Annotated in this window: 15 protein-coding genes; 10 read left to right on the top strand and 5 right to left on the bottom strand. The window is 47.4% G+C overall.

The window, feature by feature from the left end; all coding sequences use genetic code 11:
• Positions 1–19 precede the first annotated feature (19 nt).
• Positions 20–985, bottom strand: a complete 966-nt coding sequence (locus MYF79_RS28720; protein ID WP_247811301.1) for an ROK family protein — start codon at positions 983–985, stop codon at positions 20–22.
• Positions 957–2,627 carry an MFS transporter gene (locus MYF79_RS28715; protein ID WP_247811300.1) on the bottom strand — a complete coding sequence of 557 codons (1,671 nt, stop codon included), beginning with the start codon at positions 2,625–2,627 and terminating at the stop codon, positions 957–959. Before MYF79_RS28715 ends, MYF79_RS28720 begins: the two co-directional genes overlap by 29 nt.
• Before the next feature lie 331 nt (positions 2,628–2,958).
• On the opposite strand from MYF79_RS28715, the gene MYF79_RS28710 reads away from it, so the two are divergent.
• On the top strand, positions 2,959–4,275 hold the full coding sequence (locus MYF79_RS28710) for a sugar MFS transporter (protein WP_247811299.1): 1,317 nt from the start codon (positions 2,959–2,961) through the stop codon (positions 4,273–4,275).
• 56 nt (positions 4,276–4,331) lie between these two features.
• On the opposite strand, the gene MYF79_RS28705 is transcribed toward MYF79_RS28710, so the two are convergent.
• Positions 4,332–5,726, bottom strand: a complete 1,395-nt coding sequence (locus tag MYF79_RS28705) for a Gfo/Idh/MocA family protein (protein WP_247811298.1) — start codon at positions 5,724–5,726, stop codon at positions 4,332–4,334.
• Between the two features lie 412 nt (positions 5,727–6,138).
• Here MYF79_RS28705 and MYF79_RS28700 point away from each other — a divergent pair, with 412 nt between their 5' ends.
• The 9 genes from MYF79_RS28700 (at position 6,139) to argH (ending at position 17,142) form a co-directional block, all read left to right on the top strand.
• Complete coding sequence (locus MYF79_RS28700; protein WP_247811297.1) at positions 6,139–8,220, top strand: discoidin domain-containing protein; 2,082 nt, start codon at positions 6,139–6,141, stop codon at positions 8,218–8,220.
• A gap of 457 nt (positions 8,221–8,677) precedes the next feature.
• Positions 8,678–9,499 (top strand): GNAT family N-acetyltransferase, encoded by an 822-nt coding sequence (locus MYF79_RS28695; RefSeq protein ID WP_247811296.1) that lies wholly within the window; start codon positions 8,678–8,680, stop codon positions 9,497–9,499.
• Positions 9,500–9,560: 61 nt separating this feature from the next.
• Entirely contained in the window at positions 9,561–10,760 is a 1,200-nt protein-coding gene (locus MYF79_RS28690; RefSeq protein ID WP_247811295.1) for an argininosuccinate synthase, read from the top strand.
• Positions 10,761–10,784: 24 nt separating this feature from the next.
• On the top strand, positions 10,785–11,768 hold the full coding sequence (argC, locus tag MYF79_RS28685; RefSeq protein ID WP_247811294.1) for an N-acetyl-gamma-glutamyl-phosphate reductase: 984 nt from the start codon (positions 10,785–10,787) through the stop codon (positions 11,766–11,768).
• Positions 11,769–11,834: 66 nt separating this feature from the next.
• Positions 11,835–12,965 carry an aspartate aminotransferase family protein gene (locus MYF79_RS28680; RefSeq protein WP_247811293.1) on the top strand — a complete coding sequence of 377 codons (1,131 nt, stop codon included), beginning with the start codon at positions 11,835–11,837 and terminating at the stop codon, positions 12,963–12,965.
• A 29-nt stretch (positions 12,966–12,994) separates the two neighbouring features.
• Positions 12,995–13,945, top strand: a complete 951-nt coding sequence (locus MYF79_RS28675; RefSeq protein ID WP_247811292.1) for an N-acetylornithine carbamoyltransferase — start codon at positions 12,995–12,997, stop codon at positions 13,943–13,945.
• Between the two features lie 5 nt (positions 13,946–13,950).
• Complete coding sequence (gene argB / locus MYF79_RS28670) at positions 13,951–14,739, top strand: acetylglutamate kinase (RefSeq protein ID WP_247811291.1); 789 nt, start codon at positions 13,951–13,953, stop codon at positions 14,737–14,739.
• 4 nt (positions 14,740–14,743) lie between these two features.
• Positions 14,744–15,808, top strand: coding sequence for a M20 family metallo-hydrolase (locus MYF79_RS28665; RefSeq protein WP_247811290.1), 1,065 nt, complete (start codon positions 14,744–14,746; stop codon positions 15,806–15,808).
• Positions 15,809–15,810: 2 nt separating this feature from the next.
• On the top strand, positions 15,811–17,142 hold the full coding sequence (gene argH / locus MYF79_RS28660) for an argininosuccinate lyase (protein ID WP_247811289.1): 1,332 nt from the start codon (positions 15,811–15,813) through the stop codon (positions 17,140–17,142).
• Positions 17,143–17,211: 69 nt separating this feature from the next.
• Here the strand turns inward: argH and MYF79_RS28655 are convergent, their stop codons facing one another.
• Both MYF79_RS28655 and MYF79_RS28650 read right to left on the bottom strand, forming a co-directional pair.
• Positions 17,212–18,765, bottom strand: a complete 1,554-nt coding sequence (locus MYF79_RS28655; RefSeq protein ID WP_247811288.1) for a DUF6770 family protein — start codon at positions 18,763–18,765, stop codon at positions 17,212–17,214.
• A 328-nt stretch (positions 18,766–19,093) separates the two neighbouring features.
• Entirely contained in the window at positions 19,094–21,475 is a 2,382-nt protein-coding gene (locus MYF79_RS28650) for a TonB-dependent receptor (RefSeq protein WP_247811287.1), read from the bottom strand.
• Positions 21,476–21,529: the final 54 nt, after the last annotated feature.

The raw sequence follows: 21,529 nt of genomic DNA, 5'->3' as shown, positions 1-21,529 counted from the left end.
CGGATGCCCGGCCGAAAGTTTAATCTTTCATTTCCCAAGCCAGTGCGCTTGCGCCTAATATCGCTGCATCACTTTCTTTCAGCTCGGAGAATACCAGCTTAACCTTGTTCTGGAAGATAGGCAGCAGGTTTTTCTCCATATGCTCGCGTACAGGTTTCATGATCATGTCGCCTGCCTTTGTCAGACCACCGAAAAGGATGATCGCTTCAGGACTGGAGAACATTACGAAGTTAGCCAAAGCTTCACCCAGTATCTTACCGGTGAATTCGTACACTTCTACAGCCAGTGGGTCGCCCTTCATGGCTGCTTCATATATCAGTTTGGAATTGATCTCTTCTTTTGGATGATCGCGCAGGATGCTTTTGGTATCCGGGCGGTTGGCCAGGAATTCCAGTGCTGTATTGGTTACACCGGTAGCGGAAGCATATGCTTCAAGGGAACCGTGTGCACCGGTACCAGGGTGATATCTGCCACCAGGTATTACGATACAGTGACCCAGTTCGCCGGCAAAGCCGTCATGACCGTATATCAGCTGACCGTTGGCAACAATACCGCTACCTACGCCTGTACCCAGGGTGATAACGATGAAGTCTCTCATACTTCTTGCCGCGCCATACTGGAATTCACCCAGTGCAGCTGCGTTGGCATCGTTGGTGAGGATAGCCGGTACGCCGAACTTCTCGCTCAGCAGTTTTGCCAGTGGCACTACGCCTTTCCAGCGAAGGTTAGGAGCATACTCGATGTTCCCTGTATAAAAGTTACCGTTTGGTGCACCAACACCAATACCCCTGATGTTATCGATACCACCAACCTGTGCTATCAGTACGGAGAGGTGTTCATGCAGCTCATCCAGGAAGCCATGAACGTCCTCGTGTTGATTTGTAAGCATACGGCCATCACACAGAATATTACCTCTGCGATCTACTATGCCAAACTTTGTATTGGTTCCGCCAATATCAATGCCCACCGCTAATTGCTGACTCATAATCTATTCCCTGTGATTTTAATATGTTTTTAACTCTGAATGCGAAGAAAGCCAGGTATGCGAAGCATATCACCGGTATAATGTAAGAATAATGAATACCTATGGAAGGAATGTCTGCCAGACCACCCTGTACCGGAGGGATCAGAGATCCGCCCAGGATCATCAGGATCAGGAAGGATGAGCCCTGGCTGGTATATTTACCCAGACCTGCGATAGACAGTGCGAAGATGCAGGACCACATTACGGAACAGAACAGGCCACCGCTGATGAAGGCGAAGATAGCTGTTGAACCGGTAGTGCATAAGCCGATGATCATGGCAAGGATACCGAACAGGGCAAAGATCATCAGCGTTTTAGCTGGTTTTTCCTGTCCTGCGAAGAAACCGATGATCTGAATTACCAGTACGCCGGCATAAGGATATAACACGCTCACGTCTGTACCTTTCAGGTGGTTGGCGCCGAGCACCACACCATAAGCGATGAAAGGAACAATAACGGAAAGGATCTTACGGGAACGGTCAGACAGGTTGAATACAGTGATAGCGCCTGTCCAGCGGCCCACCATCATACTACCCCAGAAAAGGGATACATAAGGGTCTATCTGCGATTCAGCCAGGCCTTCAGCAGTGAAGAAACCAGGATGTTTCAGCAGGGCGCCCATGTTGCTGGCAATGGTCACTTCCACGCCTACATACACGAAAATGGCAATCATACCGAGGATCAGCTGCGGGTATTTCATAGCGCCCCAGCCATTACCGTCTTTCCGGGCAGACTGTCTTGCGTTGAACAGGATACCGAAGATGCCGATAATACCAACGAGGAAGAATGGGAGCCCCACCTCAGCGGTTGCTGAGAAACCGATGTTGGTTTTAATGGCATTCAGTATAATACCGACAAGGATCAGGACGAACATAGCAGTGATACCGCTTAATGAACGACTGGCCTTGGCTGATTGTTCAAATGGTTCGTCAGAAGTCTCTTTAGGCATTTTGGAAAACCAGAAGATAACTGCAGCTACCAGGAACAATACGATCAGCAGGATGTAGAGTGTATTGATCTTGCTGATGTCAGTATCAGCAGAAGCAGAAGCGTCTTTGGCTGAACCGAAAAGCAGGATACTTACAACTAATGGACCGATGGTAGTACCAAAGGAATTCACACCTCCCGCCAGGTTCAGGCGGTGGGTGCCTTTAGCCGGATCTCCCAGCAGGATGGCAAAGGGATTGGCAGCGGTCTGCTGCAGAGAGAAGCCCAAAGCAACAATAAAGAACGCACCGAGAATAAGATAGAAGGCCATAGTGGCATCAGCCATGTTGTTACCGATATTCACTGCAGCGATCAATGCCACTGCACCTACTACGGAAATCAGAAGGCCATAAATGATCCCTTTCTGGTAGCCGATCTTGTTTAAAATATCTACGCCCCGCAGTGCTGAGAACAGGTACAGCAGCAGCGAGCCGATAAAGTAAGCGCCGTAGAACGAGAAATCGATCAATTGTGATTCCAGTTGTCCCAGATGGAAGTGGGCCTTACAGAAGGGAATAAAGATGCTGTTCGATGCAGCAACAAATCCCCAGAAAAAAAATACAAGTATCAGTACAAAGAAAGATGGATGTGTACTTTGCTTTGTTTGTTGAGCCATAAACGTGTTAAATTACTGTAATTTTTGCGCGATAAATGTATAAATTATTTTTCGAGAATTCCTAAATTTCAAAAATAAATGTGCCTATTTTCCTGAGGCAAAAACGTTTTAGCTAATATGTTATAAAATTTCTATTTAAATTAGACATAGACTGATAATTATTCCGGATTGAGTGTAAAAAAACGTACTTTTTGAACCAATTAAGATGGGAATTTAACTTAAATCTATTAAAAAAGCGGATTTAGTTGCAAATTCCTATGAAATGCAGAAATAGTTGACTAAGTTCGCAAGGATCAATCAAAATCATTAAAATTTATAAACAAGGAATGTAATGGCTAACACCGCAACTACGCTTGCCCCGCCTAAACAGGCTGGCTATGTGCAATCGCTTATTATTCTGGGCGTGCTTTATTTTATGCTGGGTTTTATCACGTGGGTGAATGCCACACTGATTCCATTCTTGCAAATATCCTGCGAGCTTTCCATCGCAGAAGCGCTGCTGGTGACTTTCGCTTCTTATCTGGGTTACTTTTTCCTGGCAATCCCATCTTCTTTTATCATTAAGAAGACGGGTTTTAAGAACGGAATGGCCTATAGCCTTGTGATCATGGCTGCAGGTTGCCTGGTATTCATTCCGGCGGCTAATACCCGTAGTTTCGGTCTTTTCCTGACAGGGCTGTTTATACAGGGGGCGGGCATGTCGCTCTTACAGACCGCTTCCAACCCTTATGTAAGCATTATCGGACCTATTGAAAGTGCTGCCAAGCGTATTAGTATGATGGGGATCTGTAATAAGATTGCCGGTACTATCAGCCCGCTGATCCTTGCTTCCATCATTCTGAAAAATGCCAACGAGCTGGAATCAAAAATAAAGGCGGCAACAGACCTGGTTGAAAAAAGCACCTTACTCGACAGCCTGGCTTCCAGGGTGATCCTTCCTTATATCGTTCTTGCGGTTTTCCTGGTATTACTGGCAGTAGCCATTGGCCGCTCTTCCCTGCCTGAAATTGAAACTGAAAGCGGAGCTGTGGACGCGGAAGGAAAGACGGTGACAGACAACAGGACCAGTGTTTTCCAGTATCCTTACCTGTTGCTGGGCGCCCTGTGCATTTTCATGTATGTTGGTGTGGAAGTAATGGCTGGTGACGTAATAGGTACTTATGGCAGGGAACTGGGCATGAGCCTTGATAAAACGAAATATTTCACCACATTTACACTGGCTGCCATGCTGGTGGGATATGTTGTGGGGATTATCACTATTCCGAAATACCTGTCACAGGACAAGAGTTTACGTATCTGCGCTATTCTGGGTATACTGTTCACCACCTGTGCATTTATGACCAAAGGCTATACCGCAGTTACTTTCATTGCCTTACTTGGTTTGGCCAACTCCCTGATGTGGCCGGCCATATTCCCGCTTGCTATTGAAAAGCTGGGCAGGTTTACAAAGCTGGGCTCTGCTTTCCTGGTAATGGGTATTGTTGGTGGTGGCGTACTGCCGCAGATATTCTCCCGTCTGTATAACCCTGAAAGTTTCATTTATGTGCAGGGAATGGACTTCAGGCATGCATTCCTGTACTGTATGGTACCAGGATATATCTACATTCTCTATTATGCGGTGGCAGGACACAAAGTAGGCAAGAAGTAATTACGAACTTGTTATAAGAACGAAGCCTTCCGCCATGGCGGAAGGCTTCGTTTATTTTAGTACTGGTCGTCCAGTGCAAAGATCGGTTTCCGGTTCATCCATCTTCCCCTGGTAAAATCGGGGATATACTGTACGTTCCCGCCTTCTGCCACCGACTGCTCGCTCAGCGGAGTAATGGCATACCAGGTAGCGAAGTCGTATACATCCAGGGCATAAGGGGCGCCCCGTTTGACACTTTCTATAAAAGAATTGATCACATACCAGTCCATACCTCCATGGCCTGCGCCGGCGGCGCTGCTGGTGTAACGTTTCCACAGCGGATGATCATACCTGGCCATGTAACTGCCGGCATCCTTTTCTGTACCTGCTTTCTCCCACTCGTCATAAGGGCTTTTCCCTTCTATATAGATGGAATCCAGATCGTCCATCCACAGGCCATTGGTGCCCTGTACGCGGAAGTTGAGAGAATAGGGGCGGGGAGAATTAGTATCGTGCGAAAGCATGATCGTCTCGCCGTTGTTGGTGCGGATCAGGGTAGTGACGATATCGCCCAGTTTAAATTCCACCTTGGCGTTGGGATGGTTCTCGCCTCCGTGGTCTACAACATACTTGTGTAAGCCTCTGGATTTGGTGGCTACAGAAGTGAGTGACAGCAGGCGGTTGCCGCGGTTGATATTGATCATGTTGGCAACAGGTCCCAGGCCATGCGTAGGGTACAGGTCACCATTGCGGTGTACGCTGTGATTGGTGCGCCATTTGGCTTCCGACATGGCTTTTTCGCCAAATTCAACGCCGCCGCCATACAATTGTTTGCCATTATTGAACTTTACCTGTCGCAGGTCATGCTGGTAGCCCCCCTGCAGGTGTGTCAGCTCGCCGAAAAGGCCCTGCCGTACCATGTTCAGTACCGCCATTACATCCCGACGGTAACATACGTTTTCCATACCGAACAAGGGAACGCCGGTGTCTTCACTGACATTCACGAGGTTCCAGCACTCCTGGATGTCTGAGGCGCCGCATACTTCCACGGCAGGCGTTTTACCTGCTTTCATGGCAGCGATGGCCTGTATGGAATGCCATTCCCAGGGAGTGGCAATGATCACCGCATCGATGTCATCGCGTTTCAGCATGTTGTAAAAATCTTCCGGGCCGTTGCTGTATTCGGCCACTTTTTTCTTTCCGCCGTAAGCTTTGGTAATTAACTCGCGCGACTTAGGAACAGCCCATTGGGTATCGGGGTCGCAGATGGCTATGACGTCTACATCCTCCCGGTGAAGGCATAGTTCCAGGTGCCCTTGTCCGCGGGCGCCTACTCCGATCAATCCTACTCTTACTTTTTCTTTTTTGGTGTTTGCAAAGAGGCGGGCGGGCGTATTGAGAAGGGTCAATCCTACACCTGCTGCCACAGTGGTTTTGAGAAAGTTTCTCCTGTGAAAGTGCTGCTTTTTCATGCGTGTTTGGTTTTTAGCCCTTGCTAAAAGATCGAGACTGCTGGTGTATGTTGTTGATGTCTAAAAGTATAGAAAATGTGCTATAGTTACTATAGCTGCTGATAAAATAGTTTATTATCGAAGTATATGCATTTGTTGACCGGCTCACTCCGGGGCCTCCCATTGCAGATCAACAGGCCTTTTTATAGCATGACAGCCGCGGGCGGAAAAGACTTCTTATCTGAGCGGTTCTCCTGTATTTTAACTTTCCCTGCATCAATTTTCTCCTGTTATATACTTGACGCATGATTAAGCATTATTTTTAGATGGATACACGGATCATCCGGATCGTATCAGGAATAAACAAAACAGGTCGAATAACTACAGAATGCGCCGGAAGCAATTCCGGTTCCACGAAAGACAAACATCAGAGATGAGAAAATTGCTATTAATGGCCGGGCTTTGCGGCACCCTGGCTACTGCTCATGCGCAGGAAATCGCTCCCTATGGTGCACTGCCTTCCAAAGCCCAGTTAGCCTGGCAGGACATGGAATACTACATGTTCATCCACCTGGGCCCGAATACCTTTACAGACAATGAATGGGGACATGGAGATGAAGATCCGAAGGTGTTCAATCCTTCCCGGCTTGACGCCCGCCAGTGGGCGCGTACCGCGAAACTGGCAGGAATGAAGGCGATCATTATTACCGCCAAACACCACGATGGTTTCTGCCTCTGGCCCAGTAAATACAGCACGCATACCGTAAGGGAAAGTGCCTGGAAGAACGGGAAGGGCGATGTGCTGAAAGAACTGTCGGCGGCCTGTAAGGAATACGGCCTGAAGTTCGGTGTGTACCTGTCCCCCTGGGACCGTAACCACCCTGCCTATGGTACCCCTGAGTACAACCAGGTGTTCTCCAATACGCTGAACGAGGTGCTCAGCAGCTATGGTCCTGTATTTGAGCAATGGTTCGACGGCGCCAACGGAGAAGGGCCTAATGGCAAGAAGCCGGTATATGACTGGGATCTCTTCCATCATACTGTATATAAGAATCAGCCCAATGCTGTCATCTTCAGTGATGTAGGTCCTGGTTGCCGCTGGGTAGGTAATGAAGATGGCATTGCCGGTACTACCAACTGGGCAACCCTGAATGTAAAAGGCTTTACGCCTGGTAAAGGTGCTCCTGCACAGTCGGTGCTGAATGAAGGGAACATGAACGGTGAAAAATGGATACCGGCAGAATGCGATGTATCTATTCGTCCCGGATGGTTCTACAGCCCCTCTACCAACGATAAGGTAAAGAGTGTGCAGCACCTGCTGGACATCTATTACGGCTCTGTAGGACGCAATGGCAACATGCTGCTGAACGTACCAGTAGACAGGAGAGGCCTGATCTATTCTGCAGATTCTATCCGCCTGATGGAATTTAAGCGTTTCCGCGATGAGAGCTTTAAAACGAACCTTGCGCTGAAGGCGAAAGTGACAGCTACTGAAACCCGCAGGAATAACAGTAAGGTAAGTGCGGCGAATCTTACAGATGGCAAACCGGGCACATATTGGGCCACGCCGGACGGTGTACTGAAGGGTACGATCACATTGACATTCGCGAAGCCAGCTTCTTTTAACAGGCTGGTGCTGCAGGAATATATCGCTCTTGGTCAGCGTGTGAAAGCGTTCTCTGTAGAAATCCTTGAAAACGGGGCTTTTAAGGAAATAGCGACCGCTACTACTATTGGTCATAAGCGCATCCTCTCTTTCCCTGATGTCACCACCACACAGGTGCGTATCAATATACAGGATGCACTGGCTTGTCCGGTGATCAGCGAAGTACAGTTGTACAAAGCGCCGGGATTACTGGCAGTGCCTGTCATCCAGCGCAATAAGCAGGGAGAGGTAAGCATCACCTGTTCTTCTCCCGATCCTGAACTGCATTATACAGTAGATGGCAAGGAGCCAGTGTACAGCTCTCCTAAATATACAGGCCCTGTTTCCCTGCCGGCCGGAGGTATTGTAAAGGCAAAAGCATTCCTTGAAAAAGGAAAGAAAGCCAGCGCAACGGTGACCGCTGTTTACGATATTGCTCCGGCAAAATGGAAGGTGACCTTTACTGACGGACAGGCAAAAGGAGCGGATCCGGAGAAGGCAATAGATGGTAATCCGGAGTCTTTCTGGGCCTCTGTCATCCAGCCCGAAGCGGCGAAATATCCGCATGAGATCCAGGTAGACCTGGGAGAGGAGTTGACGCTTAAGGGCTTTACCTATACGCCAAGACACCTTGTAGAGAAGTCGGGTACTATTTATACCTACGCTTTCTACGTGAGCGAAGATGGAAAGAACTGGGGCGAGCCGGTGGCACAGGGAAACTTTGCCAACATAGCAAACAATCCTGTGACACAAAGCATCCGGTTTAACAAAGCAGCGAAGGGACGCTTCATCAGATTAGTGGCAGTTGCTCCCGCCAATGAAAAGGAGCAATGGGCCAGTGTGGCAGAGTTGGGCGTGATCACGAAATAAGTAAATAGTTGATTTTCAGCAACTCCCCGTCAAACTGACGGGGAGTTTTTGTTATATGTATTTTTAAAATCTATGTTGGCCCGTAATTTGCAACCTTCTATTTGATAATTTAACTTGCCGTCCTTAATTTTTTTGACCGCGAAAAAAAATAATAGTATAACTTTGCGTTTGATTTTATTAAAGACAGTTTTTAACAATTTAATGCTGAACTGAAGTTGGAAAACTTTGCGGCCCATAACCTTTCTGCATATCATCCTTCTCTGATGGAAGGAGAGTACTCTATTGGGTTCAATGTCTTTAGATATCTTTCCCGACGACCTCGTATTTGATAGCGTCCGCTCACATCATGCACGCTATCGCAACACCGTGATAAACTCAGTCACACAAAAAAGGTGTTTTTCATCCAGCAATGGATTCCAGATTAATAATTTATTGATTACGTTTTCAATTGACAAAATTGGAAAATCCAAATATCATTGTCAGGGTTGCTACCGCTGACGATAAGCATTATGGCAAAACCATCACTGACGAGATGGAATCTTCCGCCAAGGCACGTGGAACAGGTATTGCCAAACGTTCTCCTGAGTATGTCCAACTTAAGATGGAGGAAGGAAAAGCCGTTATAGCAGTAACAGATAAAGGCGAATGGGTAGGCTTTTGCTATATAGAAGCCTGGGGACATGAAAAATTTGTGGCCAACTCAGGGCTTATCGTGAACCCTGCCTTCAGGGGACATGGCGTAGCCAAGGCTATCAAGCATCGTGTGTTCGAACTGTCGAGACAGAAATATCCTGACGCTAAAATATTTGGTCTGACTACAGGGCTTGCAGTGATGAAGATCAACTCGGAGCTGGGTTACGAACCGGTAACTTATTCAGAGCTTACAGACGATGATGAGTTCTGGAAAGGGTGCCGCAGTTGTGTGAACTTTGAAGTGCTGACAAGCAAGAACCGCAAGAACTGTTTGTGTACTGCTATGCTGTACGATCCTGTTGAGAAGGCAAAGGAAGAGGCTGAGAAGAAGGAACAGATGAAAAAGAACACGCTGAGCATCAAAACAGAGACAGATGCACAGCCGCATCCGCAGGTAATGGTAGCAGCCAACGGACAGATGAAGCACAATAAAAAAGCCAGGAAGTTCAAAGAGAACTTCAAGCTGTTTGAAAGATGGCTGCGGTTTAAAAGATATGTGCTGCTGAAGAGCGGAAAGGATGGTGTTGGTGGTGGCGCTGCACCGGCCGGCAAGAAGAAATTCTTCTTCCTGTTCAACTTATTTTAAAGATCATTTTATTACTATAACGCATCGCCCATACATAGTGTGGAGCACAATCTTATCATAAATGAAAAAAGTAGTACTTGGATTTAGCGGAGGGCTTGATACTTCCTATTGCGTAAAATACCTGACAGAAGAAAAAGGGTATGAAGTGCATTCAGTTATTGTCAATACCGGCGGTTTTTCTACGGAAGAACTGCAGGAAATTGAAAAACGTGCATATAGCCTGGGAGTAAAGAGTCATAAGACGGTAGATGCGGTACGTTCCTATTATGATAGTGCTATCAAATACCTGGTATTTGGTAATGTGCTGAAGAATAATACCTATCCGCTCAGCGTAAGCGCAGAGCGTGTTACACAGGCGCTGGTGATTGCACAGCATGTAAAGGAACTGGGCGCTGACGCAGTAGCGCACGGTAGTACCGGTGCAGGTAATGACCAGGTGCGTTTCGACATGATTTTCCATATCATGATCCCGGGTGTTGAGATCATCACACCGATCCGTGATATGCGACTGAGCCGTGAAGAGGAGATCGCTTACCTGAAAGGTAAGGGCGTGCAGATGAACTTTGAGAAAGCAGCTTATTCTATCAATAAAGGCATCTGGGGTACATCCGTAGGTGGTAAGGAAACACTGACATCAGATGGTTTCCTGCCGGAAGAGGCATGGCCTACCCAGCTGTCCAAACAGGATACTGAAAAGATATCCCTGCAGTTTGTAAAGGGCGAACTGACCGGTGTGAATGGTAAGACCTTCAGTCATCCGTCAGAAGCTATCCAGCATCTGCAGTCAATAGCAGGCCCGTTTGCTATCGGCCGTGATATCCATGTGGGCGATACCATTATCGGTATCAAAGGCCGTGTGGGTTTTGAAGCCGCTGCGCCTGTTATCATCATTAAAGCGCATCATGCACTCGAAAAACACGTATTGACCAAATGGCAGCTCAGCTGGAAAGACCAGCTGGCGCAGTTCTACGGCAACTGGCTGCACGAGGGACAGGTAATGGACCCTGTAATGCGGGACATTGAAGCTTTCCTGCAACATAGCCAGGAGCATGTAACCGGTGAAGTATATGTTACTCTGCAGCCTTACCGCTTCCAGGTAACAGGTATCAAATCTGAATACGACCTGATGAGCAGCAAGTTTGGTAAATATGGTGAAATGAACAGTGGATGGACCGGCGAAGATGTGAGAGGTTTCAGCAAAATATTCGGTAACCAGACAATGATCTGGCATCAGGTGGCAGAAAGTGCCAAAGACAAATAGCCGGAGGCGCAAAACAGAAGAAAAATGGCAAACGACAAGAAAATAAAGGCAGGGATCATTGGTGGAGCAGGATATGGCGGCGGTGAAATGATCCGTCTTTTATTGAATCATCCCAACGTAGAGATCTCTTATGTAAATAGCCGGAGTAATGCCGGTAATCCCCTGTACGCTGTACATGCCGACCTGCTGGGGGAAACTGAGCTCGCCTTTACAGGAGAGGTCAGCAGCGATATAGATGTATTGTTCCTGTGTCTCGGACATGGAGAAGCAAAGAAATTCCTGGAAGAAACGGAGATCGCTCCTGCTGTAAAAGTAATCGACCTTAGCCAGGACTTCAGGCTGGGAGAGACGGTGAAAGGAAGGGAGTTCGTATACGGACTGCCTGAAATGCAGCGGGAAAAGATCGTTACAGCCAATAATATTGCCAACCCGGGTTGTTTTGCAACTGGTATCCAGTTAGGATTGTTGCCATTGGCCAAAGCGGGTTTGCTGCAGGAAGTACATACCACCGGTATCACAGGATCCACCGGTGCAGGACAGAGTTTACAGGCTACCTCACACTTCACCTGGAGGGCCAACAACATCTCCACTTACAAAGTACTCACCCATCAGCATTTAAAAGAAATACGACGAAGTTTACAGCTGTTGCAGCCGTCCTTCACCGGCGAAGTGAATTTCGTACCGGTGCGCGGGGATTTTCCAAGAGGTATCTGGGTAACCTCTTACCTGCAGAGCGATTTATCGCTTGAAGAAGCACAGCAGCTGTATAAGGCCTATTACGCAGGACATCCGTTTACACATGTGAGCGATAAACAGATAGACCTGAAGCAGATCGTGAACACCAACAAATGCCTGCTCCAGCTGGAGAAGGTAGGTAACAAACTGGTGATCCATTCCATAGAGGACAATCTGCTGAAAGGCGCATCCGGACAGGCAGTACAGAATATGAACCTCATGTTCGGACTGGATGAAACTGCGGGATTAAGGCTGAAGTCTATTGTATTTTAAACTATGCCCATTCTGGTGCCAATTTTTTACAATCTTCCGTATAGAACGGAAACAATCTGAGCTACAATGCAATTATTCGACGTCTATCCCATTAATGACATCACTATAGAGAAAGCTGCGGGTTCCAACGTGTGGGATGCGCAGGGCAATAAATATCTTGACCTGTATGGCGGTCATGCGGTAATTTCTATTGGTCATACACATCCTCACTACGTTCAGCGCTTAACAGATCAGCTACAGAAAGTGGGGTTCTATTCCAACTCAATTAAAATACCATTGCAGCAGCAGCTGGCAGAGAAACTGGGTAAGGTGTCCGGTAAGGAAGATTACCAGTTGTTCCTCTGTAACTCCGGCGCTGAAGCGAATGAGAATGCGCTGAAACTGGCTTCTTTCCACAATGGAAAGAAGAAAGTGATCGCATTTAAAAAGTCTTTCCATGGCAGAACATCACTGGCTGTAGCGGCTACTGACAATCCGAAGATCGTGGCGCCGGTGAATGAAACTGACAACGTGGTATTCCTGCCATGGCAGGATGAGGCGGCTTTGGAAGCGGCTTTTAAACAATATGAAGTATCTTCTGTTATCATCGAAGGCATTCAGGGAGTAGGCGGCATCCAGGTAGCTGGCGAGTCGTTCCTGAAAAAGATCAGAAGCCTTTGCGATGCACACAATGCTGTATTTATTGCAGACAGCGTACAGTGCGGTTATGGCAGAAGCGGTAAATTCTACTCTCACGATTTTGCCGGTGTGAATGCAGACATTTATACAATGGCAAAGGGTATGGGAAATGGTTTCCCTGTAGGCGGTATTATCATTGCTCCGCATATCAAGCCTTCCTATGGCCTGCTGGGTACTACTTTCGGTGGTAATCACCTGGCTTGTGCAGCTGCCCTGGCAGTACTGGAAGTGATAGAAAGGGATAACCTGATCGCCAATGCGGCGAAGGTAGGCGCTTACCTGATCGAACAACTGAAAACATTCCCGCAGGTAAAAGAAGTGAGAGGAAGAGGATTGATGATCGGTATCGACCTGCCGGAGTCATTAAGTCATGTAAGGAAGGAACTGTTGTTCAAGCACAGGATCTTTACGGGTGAAGCAAAACCAAACGTAATAAGACTGCTGCCTTCCCTGGCTTTGAGCATGGAACATGCAGACCAGTTCCTGACTGCATTCAAACAGGAAGTAGAGAAAAACTAAATACTCATCATTACAGAGCCATACATAAAATGAAACAATTTATTTCCGTAGATGATGTGCCAAGTGTCCCGCGTTTAGTGGAGATCGCACTGGAGTACAAAAAACAGCCTTTCAAAGACAAAACATTAGGACAGAACAAGACGCTGGGAATGATATTTCTGAACCCCAGTCTGCGAACACGATTGAGTACGCAGGTGGCGGCGAAGAACCTCGGAATGGAAGTAGTGGTATTCAACATCGATAAGGAAGGCTGGCAGCTGGAAATGAATGATGGCGCTATAATGAACGGAAATACTTCGGAGCACGTAAAAGAAGCCGCTGCCGTAATGGGACAGTACTTCGATATAATGGCGATCCGTACGTTTCCGGGACTGAAGGATAAAGAGTCTGATTATAAGGAAAAATATATCAATCAGTTCGTGAAGTACGCAGGCGTGCCGGTATTGAGCCTGGAAAGCGCTACCCTGCACCCTTTGCAGAGCTTAACAGATGTGATTACCATTAAGGAACGCTGGCAGCAGCCACGCAAACCGAAAGTGGTAATGACCTGGGCGCCGCACGTGAAGCCGCTGCCACAGGCTGTTCCCAACTCTTTTGCACAGTGGATCAATGCCTGGGGCGAAGCTGATTTCGTGATCACACATCCGGAAGGATATGAACTGGATCCGAAATTCACCGGCAACGCACAGATAGAATACAACCAGGATAAAGCCCTGGAAGGTGCGGATTTCGTGTATGTAAAGAACTGGTCTTCTTATAAAGATTATGGCAAGATCACCTGCACAGACAGTAACTGGATGGTGACCAACGACAAGCTGAAGGGAACCAACCAGGCAAAAGTGATGCACTGCCTGCCGGTAAGAAGGAATGTGGTAATAGCTGATGAAGTACTGGACGGACCTCAGTCTATTGTGATCCCTGAAGCAGCTAACCGGGTATGGGCGGCACAGGCGGTATTAAGCCAGATCTTAAAAGGTTAATTTGTATGATCGATCTCTTTGTAATAAAAGTCGGCGGTAACGTCATCGATAATCCTGCATTGCTGGATGCATTCCTTCAAAAGTTTGCAGCCATCAAAGGAAAGAAAATACTGATCCATGGGGGTGGCAAAATTGCCACCCGCATAGGAGACCAGCTGGGTATCGAATCGAAATATGTGAACGGCCGCCGTATTACCGATGCAGCAACGATCGATGTAGTGACAATGGTGTACGGTGGACTGGTAAACAAACAGCTGGTGGCTAAATTACAGGCCAATGGCTGCAATGCTATCGGCATGACCGGCGCTGATGCCAATATCATTCCTGCTACCAAACGTCCTGTGAAGGACATCGATTATGGATTTGTAGGAGATATCAACACAGCAGATGTGCAGGGCGCTTCCCTGAGAGCATTGCTGGAGGCTGACCTGATACCTGTATTTGCACCGCTGACACACGATGGCAAGGGGCAGATGCTGAATACAAATGCAGATACGATTGCGTCTTCCCTGGCAGTAGCTTTGTCGAAGTTCTATGAAGTGCGGCTGATCTATTGCTTTGAGAAGAAAGGGGTGCTGCATAGCCCGGACGATGATAATTCTGTTATTACCCTGATAGACCGTATGATCTATGAGGAACTGAAGGCTGATAACGTGCTGACGGACGGTATCCTGCCGAAACTGGAAAATGCTTTCGCAGCTATAGAAAGTGGTGTGGCGGAAGTACTGATCGGTCATGCTGATGACGTACAGAGCAACACCACAGATACAGTAGCGGGTACTTTAATACGCTAAACCTATGTGGAACCAACAGCTGTATGATGATGCAGTAACATTACTAAAAGGGCTGATCTCCATCCCTTCCCTGAGCAGGGAGGAACAGGGGACGGCGCAACTGATCGCTGATTTCCTGAAGGAGCGGAACATTCCTTATCAGCAGCATCTGAATAATATATGGGCAAAGAATAAACATTTTGATCCCGCTAAGCCTGTAATTGTTTTTAATTCTCACCACGATACTGTAAAACCTAACCCGCAATACACCCGCGACCCTTTTTCTCCCGATGTAGAAGACGGAAAACTGTTCGGTCTTGGCAGTAATGACGCAGGCGGATGCCTGGTCAGTCTTATCGCTACCTTTCTGCATTTTTATGATCGCAGCGATATGGCTTACAATATCATTCTTACTGCCACGGCAGAAGAAGAGATCAGTGGTGTAAACGGTATAGAAAGTATCCTTTCGCAATTACCGGCGATTGATTTTGCTATCGTGGGAGAGCCGACTCAAACACAACTGGCCACAGCAGAAAAAGGCCTGATGGTGCTGGATTGTGCCGTGCAGGGCAAGGCAGGGCATGCGGCGCGCGATGAAGGAGAAAATGCCCTGTATAAGGCGTTGCCGGACATTGAGTGGTTCAGGACCTACCGTTTCCCGAAAGTATCTGATACACTGGGACCGGTAAAGATGAGCGTAACGGTGATCAACACCTCCAATAAAGCGCATAATGTGGTACCGGCCGATTGCACCTTCGTGGTGGATGTGCGGGTAACGGAACAATATACACTGGAAGAGGTACTGGATATTATCCGTGCAAATGTACAGTGCGAGGTGAAGCCCCGTTCCCTGCGTATGCGTCCATCGGGTATCCCGCTGGACCATCCGTTTGTACAGGGTGGCCTGCGCCATGGAAAGACCACCTATGGCTCGCCCACTACATCGGATCAGGCGCTGATACCGGCAACCTCTATCAAGATGGGCCCCGGCGATTCTGCCCGTTCGCATACCGCAGATGAGTACATTTACCTGGACGAGATCCGTCAGGGTATTGATAGTTACATTAAATTACTGGAAGAAATCTTGTAGACATGAAAATCTGGCAAAAGGATAAAGCCGCGCTGGCAGAAGTGGACCGGTTTACAGTCGGTAAAGACCGTGAGATGGACGCTTATCTGGCGCCATTTGATGTGCTGGGCTCCCTGGCGCATACGACCATGCTGGAGAGCATCGGCCTGTTAACGGCAGATGAGCTGGCCATCCTGCAGAAAGAGTTAAAGCAGATATACAAAGAAATACAGGAGGGCAATTTTACACTGGAAGATGGGGTCGAAGACATCCATTCACAGGTAGAATTGTTGCTCACCCGCAGGCTGGGAGAGGTAGGCAAGAAGATCCACAGTGGCCGTTCCCGTAACGACCAGGTACTGGTAGACCTGAAGCTGTTCCTCCGTCATGAACTGGAAGTGCTGGTAGGAGAGGTAAAGACCTTATTCGACCTCCTGCAACAGAAAAGTGTGCAGTATAAAGATCACCTGTTGCCGGGCTATACGCACCTGCAGATCGCCATGCCATCTTCCTTCGGATTATGGTTCGGCGCTTATGCAGAAAGCCTGGTAGATGACCTGACCGTTTTACAGGGCGCTTATAAGGTTGTAAATAAGAATCCATTGGGTTCTGCTGCCGGTTATGGTTCCTCATTCCCGCTGAACCGTACCATGACCACGCAGCTGCTGGGTTTTGATGATCTGAATTACAATGTGGTGTATGCCCAGATGGGACGTGGAAAAACAGAAAAGATCGTTGCTTTTGCACTGGCAGGTATTGCCTCTACAGTGGCCAAGATGGCAATGGACGCCTGTTTGTTCATGAACCAGAACTTTGGCTTCATCAGTTTCCCGGACGAGCTGACCACAGGTTCCAGTATCATGCCGCATAAGAAGAATCCTGATGTATGGGAACTGATCCGCTCACATGGTAACAAACTCCAGGCTTTGCCGAATGAGATCACGATGATGATCACGAACCTGCCCAGCGGTTACCACCGTGATCTGCAGTTGCTGAAGGAAAACCTGTTCCCTGCATTCGGCGTGCTGAAAGATTGTTTACGGATGGCGGGATTAATGCTGGAAAATATCCGCATCAAAGAAAATATACTGGATGATGAAAAGTATCGTTACCTGTTCAGTGTAGAAGTAGTGAACAGGCTTGTACTGGAAGGCGTGCCTTTCCGTGAAGCATACAAGCAGGTAGGGCTGGATATTGAGAAAGGCAATTTCGAACCTGAGCAGACCGTACAGCATACACACGAAGGCAGTATCGGTAACCCGGGCAATGCAGAAGTGAGCAGGATGATGGATGAAGTGATCAAAGGCTTTCCTTTCGGAAAGGTAGCGGCAGCGATAGAAAAGTTGTTGCGTTAAGCTATATGTTATAAAAGAAGAAGCCTGAAAGTATCATACTTTCAGGCTTCTTCTTTTATAACATAGTTACTAAATAGCCTCAATGGATAACCTCGTGGATTTCTCCTTTTCATCATACTCTGAAACAATGATGTGGCCATCTTTTGCAGGATATATGTTTGTTTTCACCTCATTATTGGTCCTGGCTATTTTCCGCACGATCTTTTTATCGTGAACATTGTAGATAGTAATGTCTTTTTCGCCTTTAACAATCAGGAAGGATGTTTTGGTATCGGGGTTGGTTAAGGAATAGAAAGTACAGTTATCAGCCCCTTTGAATATTGGCGCTGCATTCTTTCGTTTGTACAGTTCAGTACCGATGCTGTCAATATAATGGATCTTACCATTTTTGTCCATTTGCATTACCAGTACATCATCAAAAGAATAGGTCCCGAAAGAACCGGTTGCCAATAGTACGTAATAGGGGATCAGCAGCGGCATTGTGGCTATACCGGCAATCATCGCTCCTTTGTTCTTCTTTGCAGTAAGGCGGCTTCCCAGGAAATAGGTGTTGCCTTCAAAGTCCCTGAAAGAAGGACGTGGCACGATATGCCCGTGGGCGCTGGCGATGTAACCCTTGTTGTTGATATCGCCATGGGTGCTGTCGGCCCAGCAGGAATAAACAGTTTTCACATCTTCTTTATGAGCGCCGTTTATATCTATTTTGAAAATACCCTGAAGTTTTCCATTGTAGATATCATATACATCATTCATCGTGTTATCCGATCTGCCGCCGACGATGCCCGAGATGAACAGTTTGCCGGTTGCAGGGTCATTCCCGAAACCAAGGATATCCAGCATACGCTGTTTTTTATCTTTCAACTGCAATTTCAGTGTGGGAGAGTTGGCGGTACCACTATATCCGTAAAGGGTATAACCGTTGCCATATTCCTGTGCTTTTTGTGTCAGCAGGTAGATATCATCACCTGCAGTATGCAAGTAATAGCTCTCTGCTACTTCCTTCACCTGTCTTTCACTGATCTTTTCGCCGGCAGCATTGAAAGTGAGCAAAGGTTTTTTGGTCTTGTCGCCGTAAAAGGCCGCAAAACCTACGCCACTGATATTTTTCAGCTGGATATCCTCTTTCAACGGACGGATACCCATTTCATATTCCTTCAGCGCAACATAAAGATCAACATCTGCTTTCTTTTCAAAGGTCTTCGTGATCTCGCCCTGCAGGTTGATGAATTGTGCGAAGAATGATACATAGCCTTTCCTGGCGGCTATTTTATAAGAGATCTTGTGTCTTGCAGTGGTGCCTAATACATCGCTTTTAATATAGGCCAGACAAAGCATATCCTGCTCGAAGGCCACATCGCGCAGGTTGAGTTTCTGCTGACGGAATTTTACCTTTCCGATATCGTTCAGGTTCTCGTCCATGATAGTGATCTCGTAGTTGAAAGAGTCTTTGCTGGCTTTTTCAAGTTCTGTAAAGGTCAGGTAACCTACAAGACTTCCATCCTGCAAAATGCTGTGCAGCGAGGTGGAAATACCGCTGCCTACCTGTTTGAATACCCGGGACTGAGCACTGGCACTAAGTACAACAAATAAAGTGTACAGGAATAATAGGAGCCTTTTTTTCATTTTAAGTGTTTAAAGCGTGTAATGGGTGTGAATTTGATAATGTACAGGGCCTGTACCGGCCGGAAAGGTGATATGCGATGAAAGTCTTGTTTCAGGCCGTTTTTGTTTAAACGCGCTGCCAGGTATACGAACAGTGATGGTCACATGTGACCGGGTATAAGGTATCATGCAATGTCCCCTTGGAGGTATAGGTGTGATTTCCAATGCAATATAGTGTAATTTATTAATATATAACCGTAATTCATTTTCATACGGTATACAGGCGGCGGAAAACAAAAAGGGCCGTCACGCCGGGAGGCGGACGGCCCTTAATATATTTAAGGCTACGTCAGAAGGCTATATTGACGCCGGCGAAGAAATTGGTACCAGCCATCGGATAATACCCGTTAGTCGATTTTTCGGCCCCATCCTCTTTATATGCGTAGGTCCATCCGTTGGGTGAGTACTTCTTGTTCCAGATATTGTTCAGCATGAACTGTATACCCAGTTCTTTGAACAATGGCTGGGGGATGACATAGTTAATACGCAGATCGTTAGTATAATAACCGTCCAGGCTACGTTCTTTTGTGCCGGTATTATCCAGGTACTGCCTGCTTACATACTTGCCCAGCAGGCTTATTTCCAGGTTCCTTATCGGCTTTGCAGTCAGCGTGTAGCCACCCACGAAAGCAGGAGAGAAGGCAATATTGCTGTTGTTGTAAGCAACGGTATCCTGCAGGCCGGTATTCCAGTTATCCAGGAAATTGCGGAAGTCTTTTACTTTGTTGCGGCTCAGGGCTGCATTGGCCGAGAGTGTGAAGAGATGTCCCAGTCTTGTGCTTGCCTGCAGCTCTATGCCAGCGCGGTAGCTTTTCGGAATATTAGTGCGGGTATAAGCGCCTACATCATTCAGCTGACCGGTTTGCACCAGCTGGTTTTTATAGTCCATGTAATAGACATTGCCCTGTAATACCAGGTTATTACTGTGGTAAGCGTATCCGGCTTCTACATCGCGTAATGACTCATGTTTAGGCGTGTGGTTGATATCTGCTTCAAAGTCGTCGCGGTTCGGTTCTTTATTGCCAACAGCAAATGATGCGTATACTTCCTGGTGACTATCCAGCGTATAGGAAATACCTGCTTTCGGATTGAAGAAGTTGTAGTCGTTGTGTTGTATCAGGTGTGGATTATCATCAAATCCATCGATATTGTATTTCACTGTACGGTATTGCAGATCGGCAAACAGGCGAAGGTCTGTTGTGAGTTTATATTCGCCTTTCCAGTAGACATTGAAATCGCGTTTGAAGGCATCGTTGTCGTAATACTTATGATCCTTATCTATACCTGCAGCATACTGTGCCCAGATGATCTTACCATAGTGACTGCCCTCATATCTGTTCCATCCGCCGCCGAGGCTCCAGTTCAGTTTATCGCCTTTATAGTTGACAGAGAAGATGCCACCATAGAAATCATTATCCAGCCATAGCTGCCTGATAAGATCTGTTTTGGTTACCGGCGCGCCATTGATCACGGGATCAGGCAAACCATAGTCCGCAAATGCTTCTTCTTCCCTGTATTGCTCATAGTAACCCCTGCCGCGCGTATAGTGTGCTGCCACGTTGAAGTCGAGCCTTGAGCTGAGAGATTGGTTCAGGAATAACTGGTAATGATCCTGCTGGTAATTATCAGTTTCATTATCGTAGTAGGAACCGTCAGAACGTTGTCCGGCGGAATTGTAGGTACGGTGTGTTTTCAGTGAGTCAAACGGTACGCCGTTCCATGCCTGGTAGGTCTTTTCTTTGCCGGAAAATACGTTGAGCCGTATGGCGGTGTTTTTTGAGATATAGGCAGCGGAAGTATAGAAGGAGCGCAGGTCGGAAGAAGCGCGGTCTATATAGCCATCCGAAGAGATCTTGGACAGCCTCGCATCGATGGTAAAGTGATCGTTGATCAGACCAGAACCTGCTTTCACTGTATGTTTCCATGAATTGAAGGAACCGTAGCTGTTGCTGATCTCACCATAGGCTTTATCCCTGAAATCGTTGGTGCTGAGGTTCAGTGAAGCCCCAAAAGCACCGGCGCCGTTGGTGGAAGTGCCTACACCACGTTGCAGCTGGATGCTGCTGACAGAAGACGCGAAATCGGGCATGTTCACGAAGAAGGTACCCTGTGATTCTGCGTCATTGATAGGGATACCGTTTGCCGTAACATTGATACGGGTGATATCAGAGCCTCTTACACGGATGCCGGTGTAACCGATACCTGTTCCGGCATCGGAATTTGTTACCACACCTGGCTGCTGGTTGAGCAGCAATGGCAGGTCCTGTCCGAGGTTCTGCCTTTTGATATCTTCAGCGGTCAGCGTCGACTGTGTGAAGGGAGAATGCTCACCTGCACGCAGGCTGGTGATCTCAACAGGCTTCACGAACAGTCCTGTTTCTTCCAGGGAGATGTCTGTCTGAATGTTGCTGCCGTTGGCGGTGATATTGGTGGTGAATGTCTTAAAACCGAGATAAGTGGCCTGTAAGGTATACTGGCCTTTAGCAGGGATGGTAAATCGGTATTGACCGCTGGCATTGGTATGAATACCGGCGTTGGCGGAAGGGATACTTACAGACACGCCCTGCAGCGGTTTGCCGCTGTTCTTGTCGGTCACTGTTCCTGTCAGCACCGTTTGCGCGTGTACAGTACTTAAGCTGCATAGCAGCAAAAGAAATAAAAATTGTCTCATTGGACTATGACGGTTTAATAGCTTACAATCTGTAGCTTTCTTTCAATATGCGGG

It is taken from the genome of Chitinophaga filiformis (genome assembly GCF_023100805.1).
GTDB lineage: Bacteria > Bacteroidota > Bacteroidia > Chitinophagales > Chitinophagaceae > Chitinophaga > Chitinophaga filiformis_B.
This window is presented reverse-complemented; position numbering and strand designations above follow the sequence as displayed.

Bases quoted from the DNA above. Each gene is read 5' to 3' on its own strand.
- argB (WP_247811291.1), top strand. From the start codon at position 13,951: ATGATCGATCTCTTTGTAATAAAAGTCGGCGGTAACGTCATCGATAAT.
- MYF79_RS28715 (WP_247811300.1), bottom strand. From the start codon at position 2,627: ATGGCTCAACAAACAAAGCAAAGTACACATCCATCTTTCTTTGTACTG.
- MYF79_RS28680 (WP_247811293.1), top strand. From the start codon at position 11,835: ATGCAATTATTCGACGTCTATCCCATTAATGACATCACTATAGAGAAA.
- argC (WP_247811294.1), top strand. From the start codon at position 10,785: ATGGCAAACGACAAGAAAATAAAGGCAGGGATCATTGGTGGAGCAGGA.
- argH (WP_247811289.1), top strand. From the start codon at position 15,811: ATGAAAATCTGGCAAAAGGATAAAGCCGCGCTGGCAGAAGTGGACCGG.
- MYF79_RS28675 (WP_247811292.1), top strand. From the start codon at position 12,995: ATGAAACAATTTATTTCCGTAGATGATGTGCCAAGTGTCCCGCGTTTA.
- MYF79_RS28690 (WP_247811295.1), top strand. From the start codon at position 9,561: ATGAAAAAAGTAGTACTTGGATTTAGCGGAGGGCTTGATACTTCCTAT.
- MYF79_RS28655 (WP_247811288.1), bottom strand. From the start codon at position 18,765: ATGAAAAAAAGGCTCCTATTATTCCTGTACACTTTATTTGTTGTACTT.
- MYF79_RS28650 (WP_247811287.1), bottom strand. From the start codon at position 21,475: ATGAGACAATTTTTATTTCTTTTGCTGCTATGCAGCTTAAGTACTGTA.
- MYF79_RS28720 (WP_247811301.1), bottom strand. From the start codon at position 985: ATGAGTCAGCAATTAGCGGTGGGCATTGATATTGGCGGAACCAATACA.
- MYF79_RS28665 (WP_247811290.1), top strand. From the start codon at position 14,744: ATGTGGAACCAACAGCTGTATGATGATGCAGTAACATTACTAAAAGGG.
- MYF79_RS28710 (WP_247811299.1), top strand. From the start codon at position 2,959: ATGGCTAACACCGCAACTACGCTTGCCCCGCCTAAACAGGCTGGCTAT.
- MYF79_RS28705 (WP_247811298.1), bottom strand. From the start codon at position 5,726: ATGAAAAAGCAGCACTTTCACAGGAGAAACTTTCTCAAAACCACTGTG.
- MYF79_RS28700 (WP_247811297.1), top strand. From the start codon at position 6,139: ATGAGAAAATTGCTATTAATGGCCGGGCTTTGCGGCACCCTGGCTACT.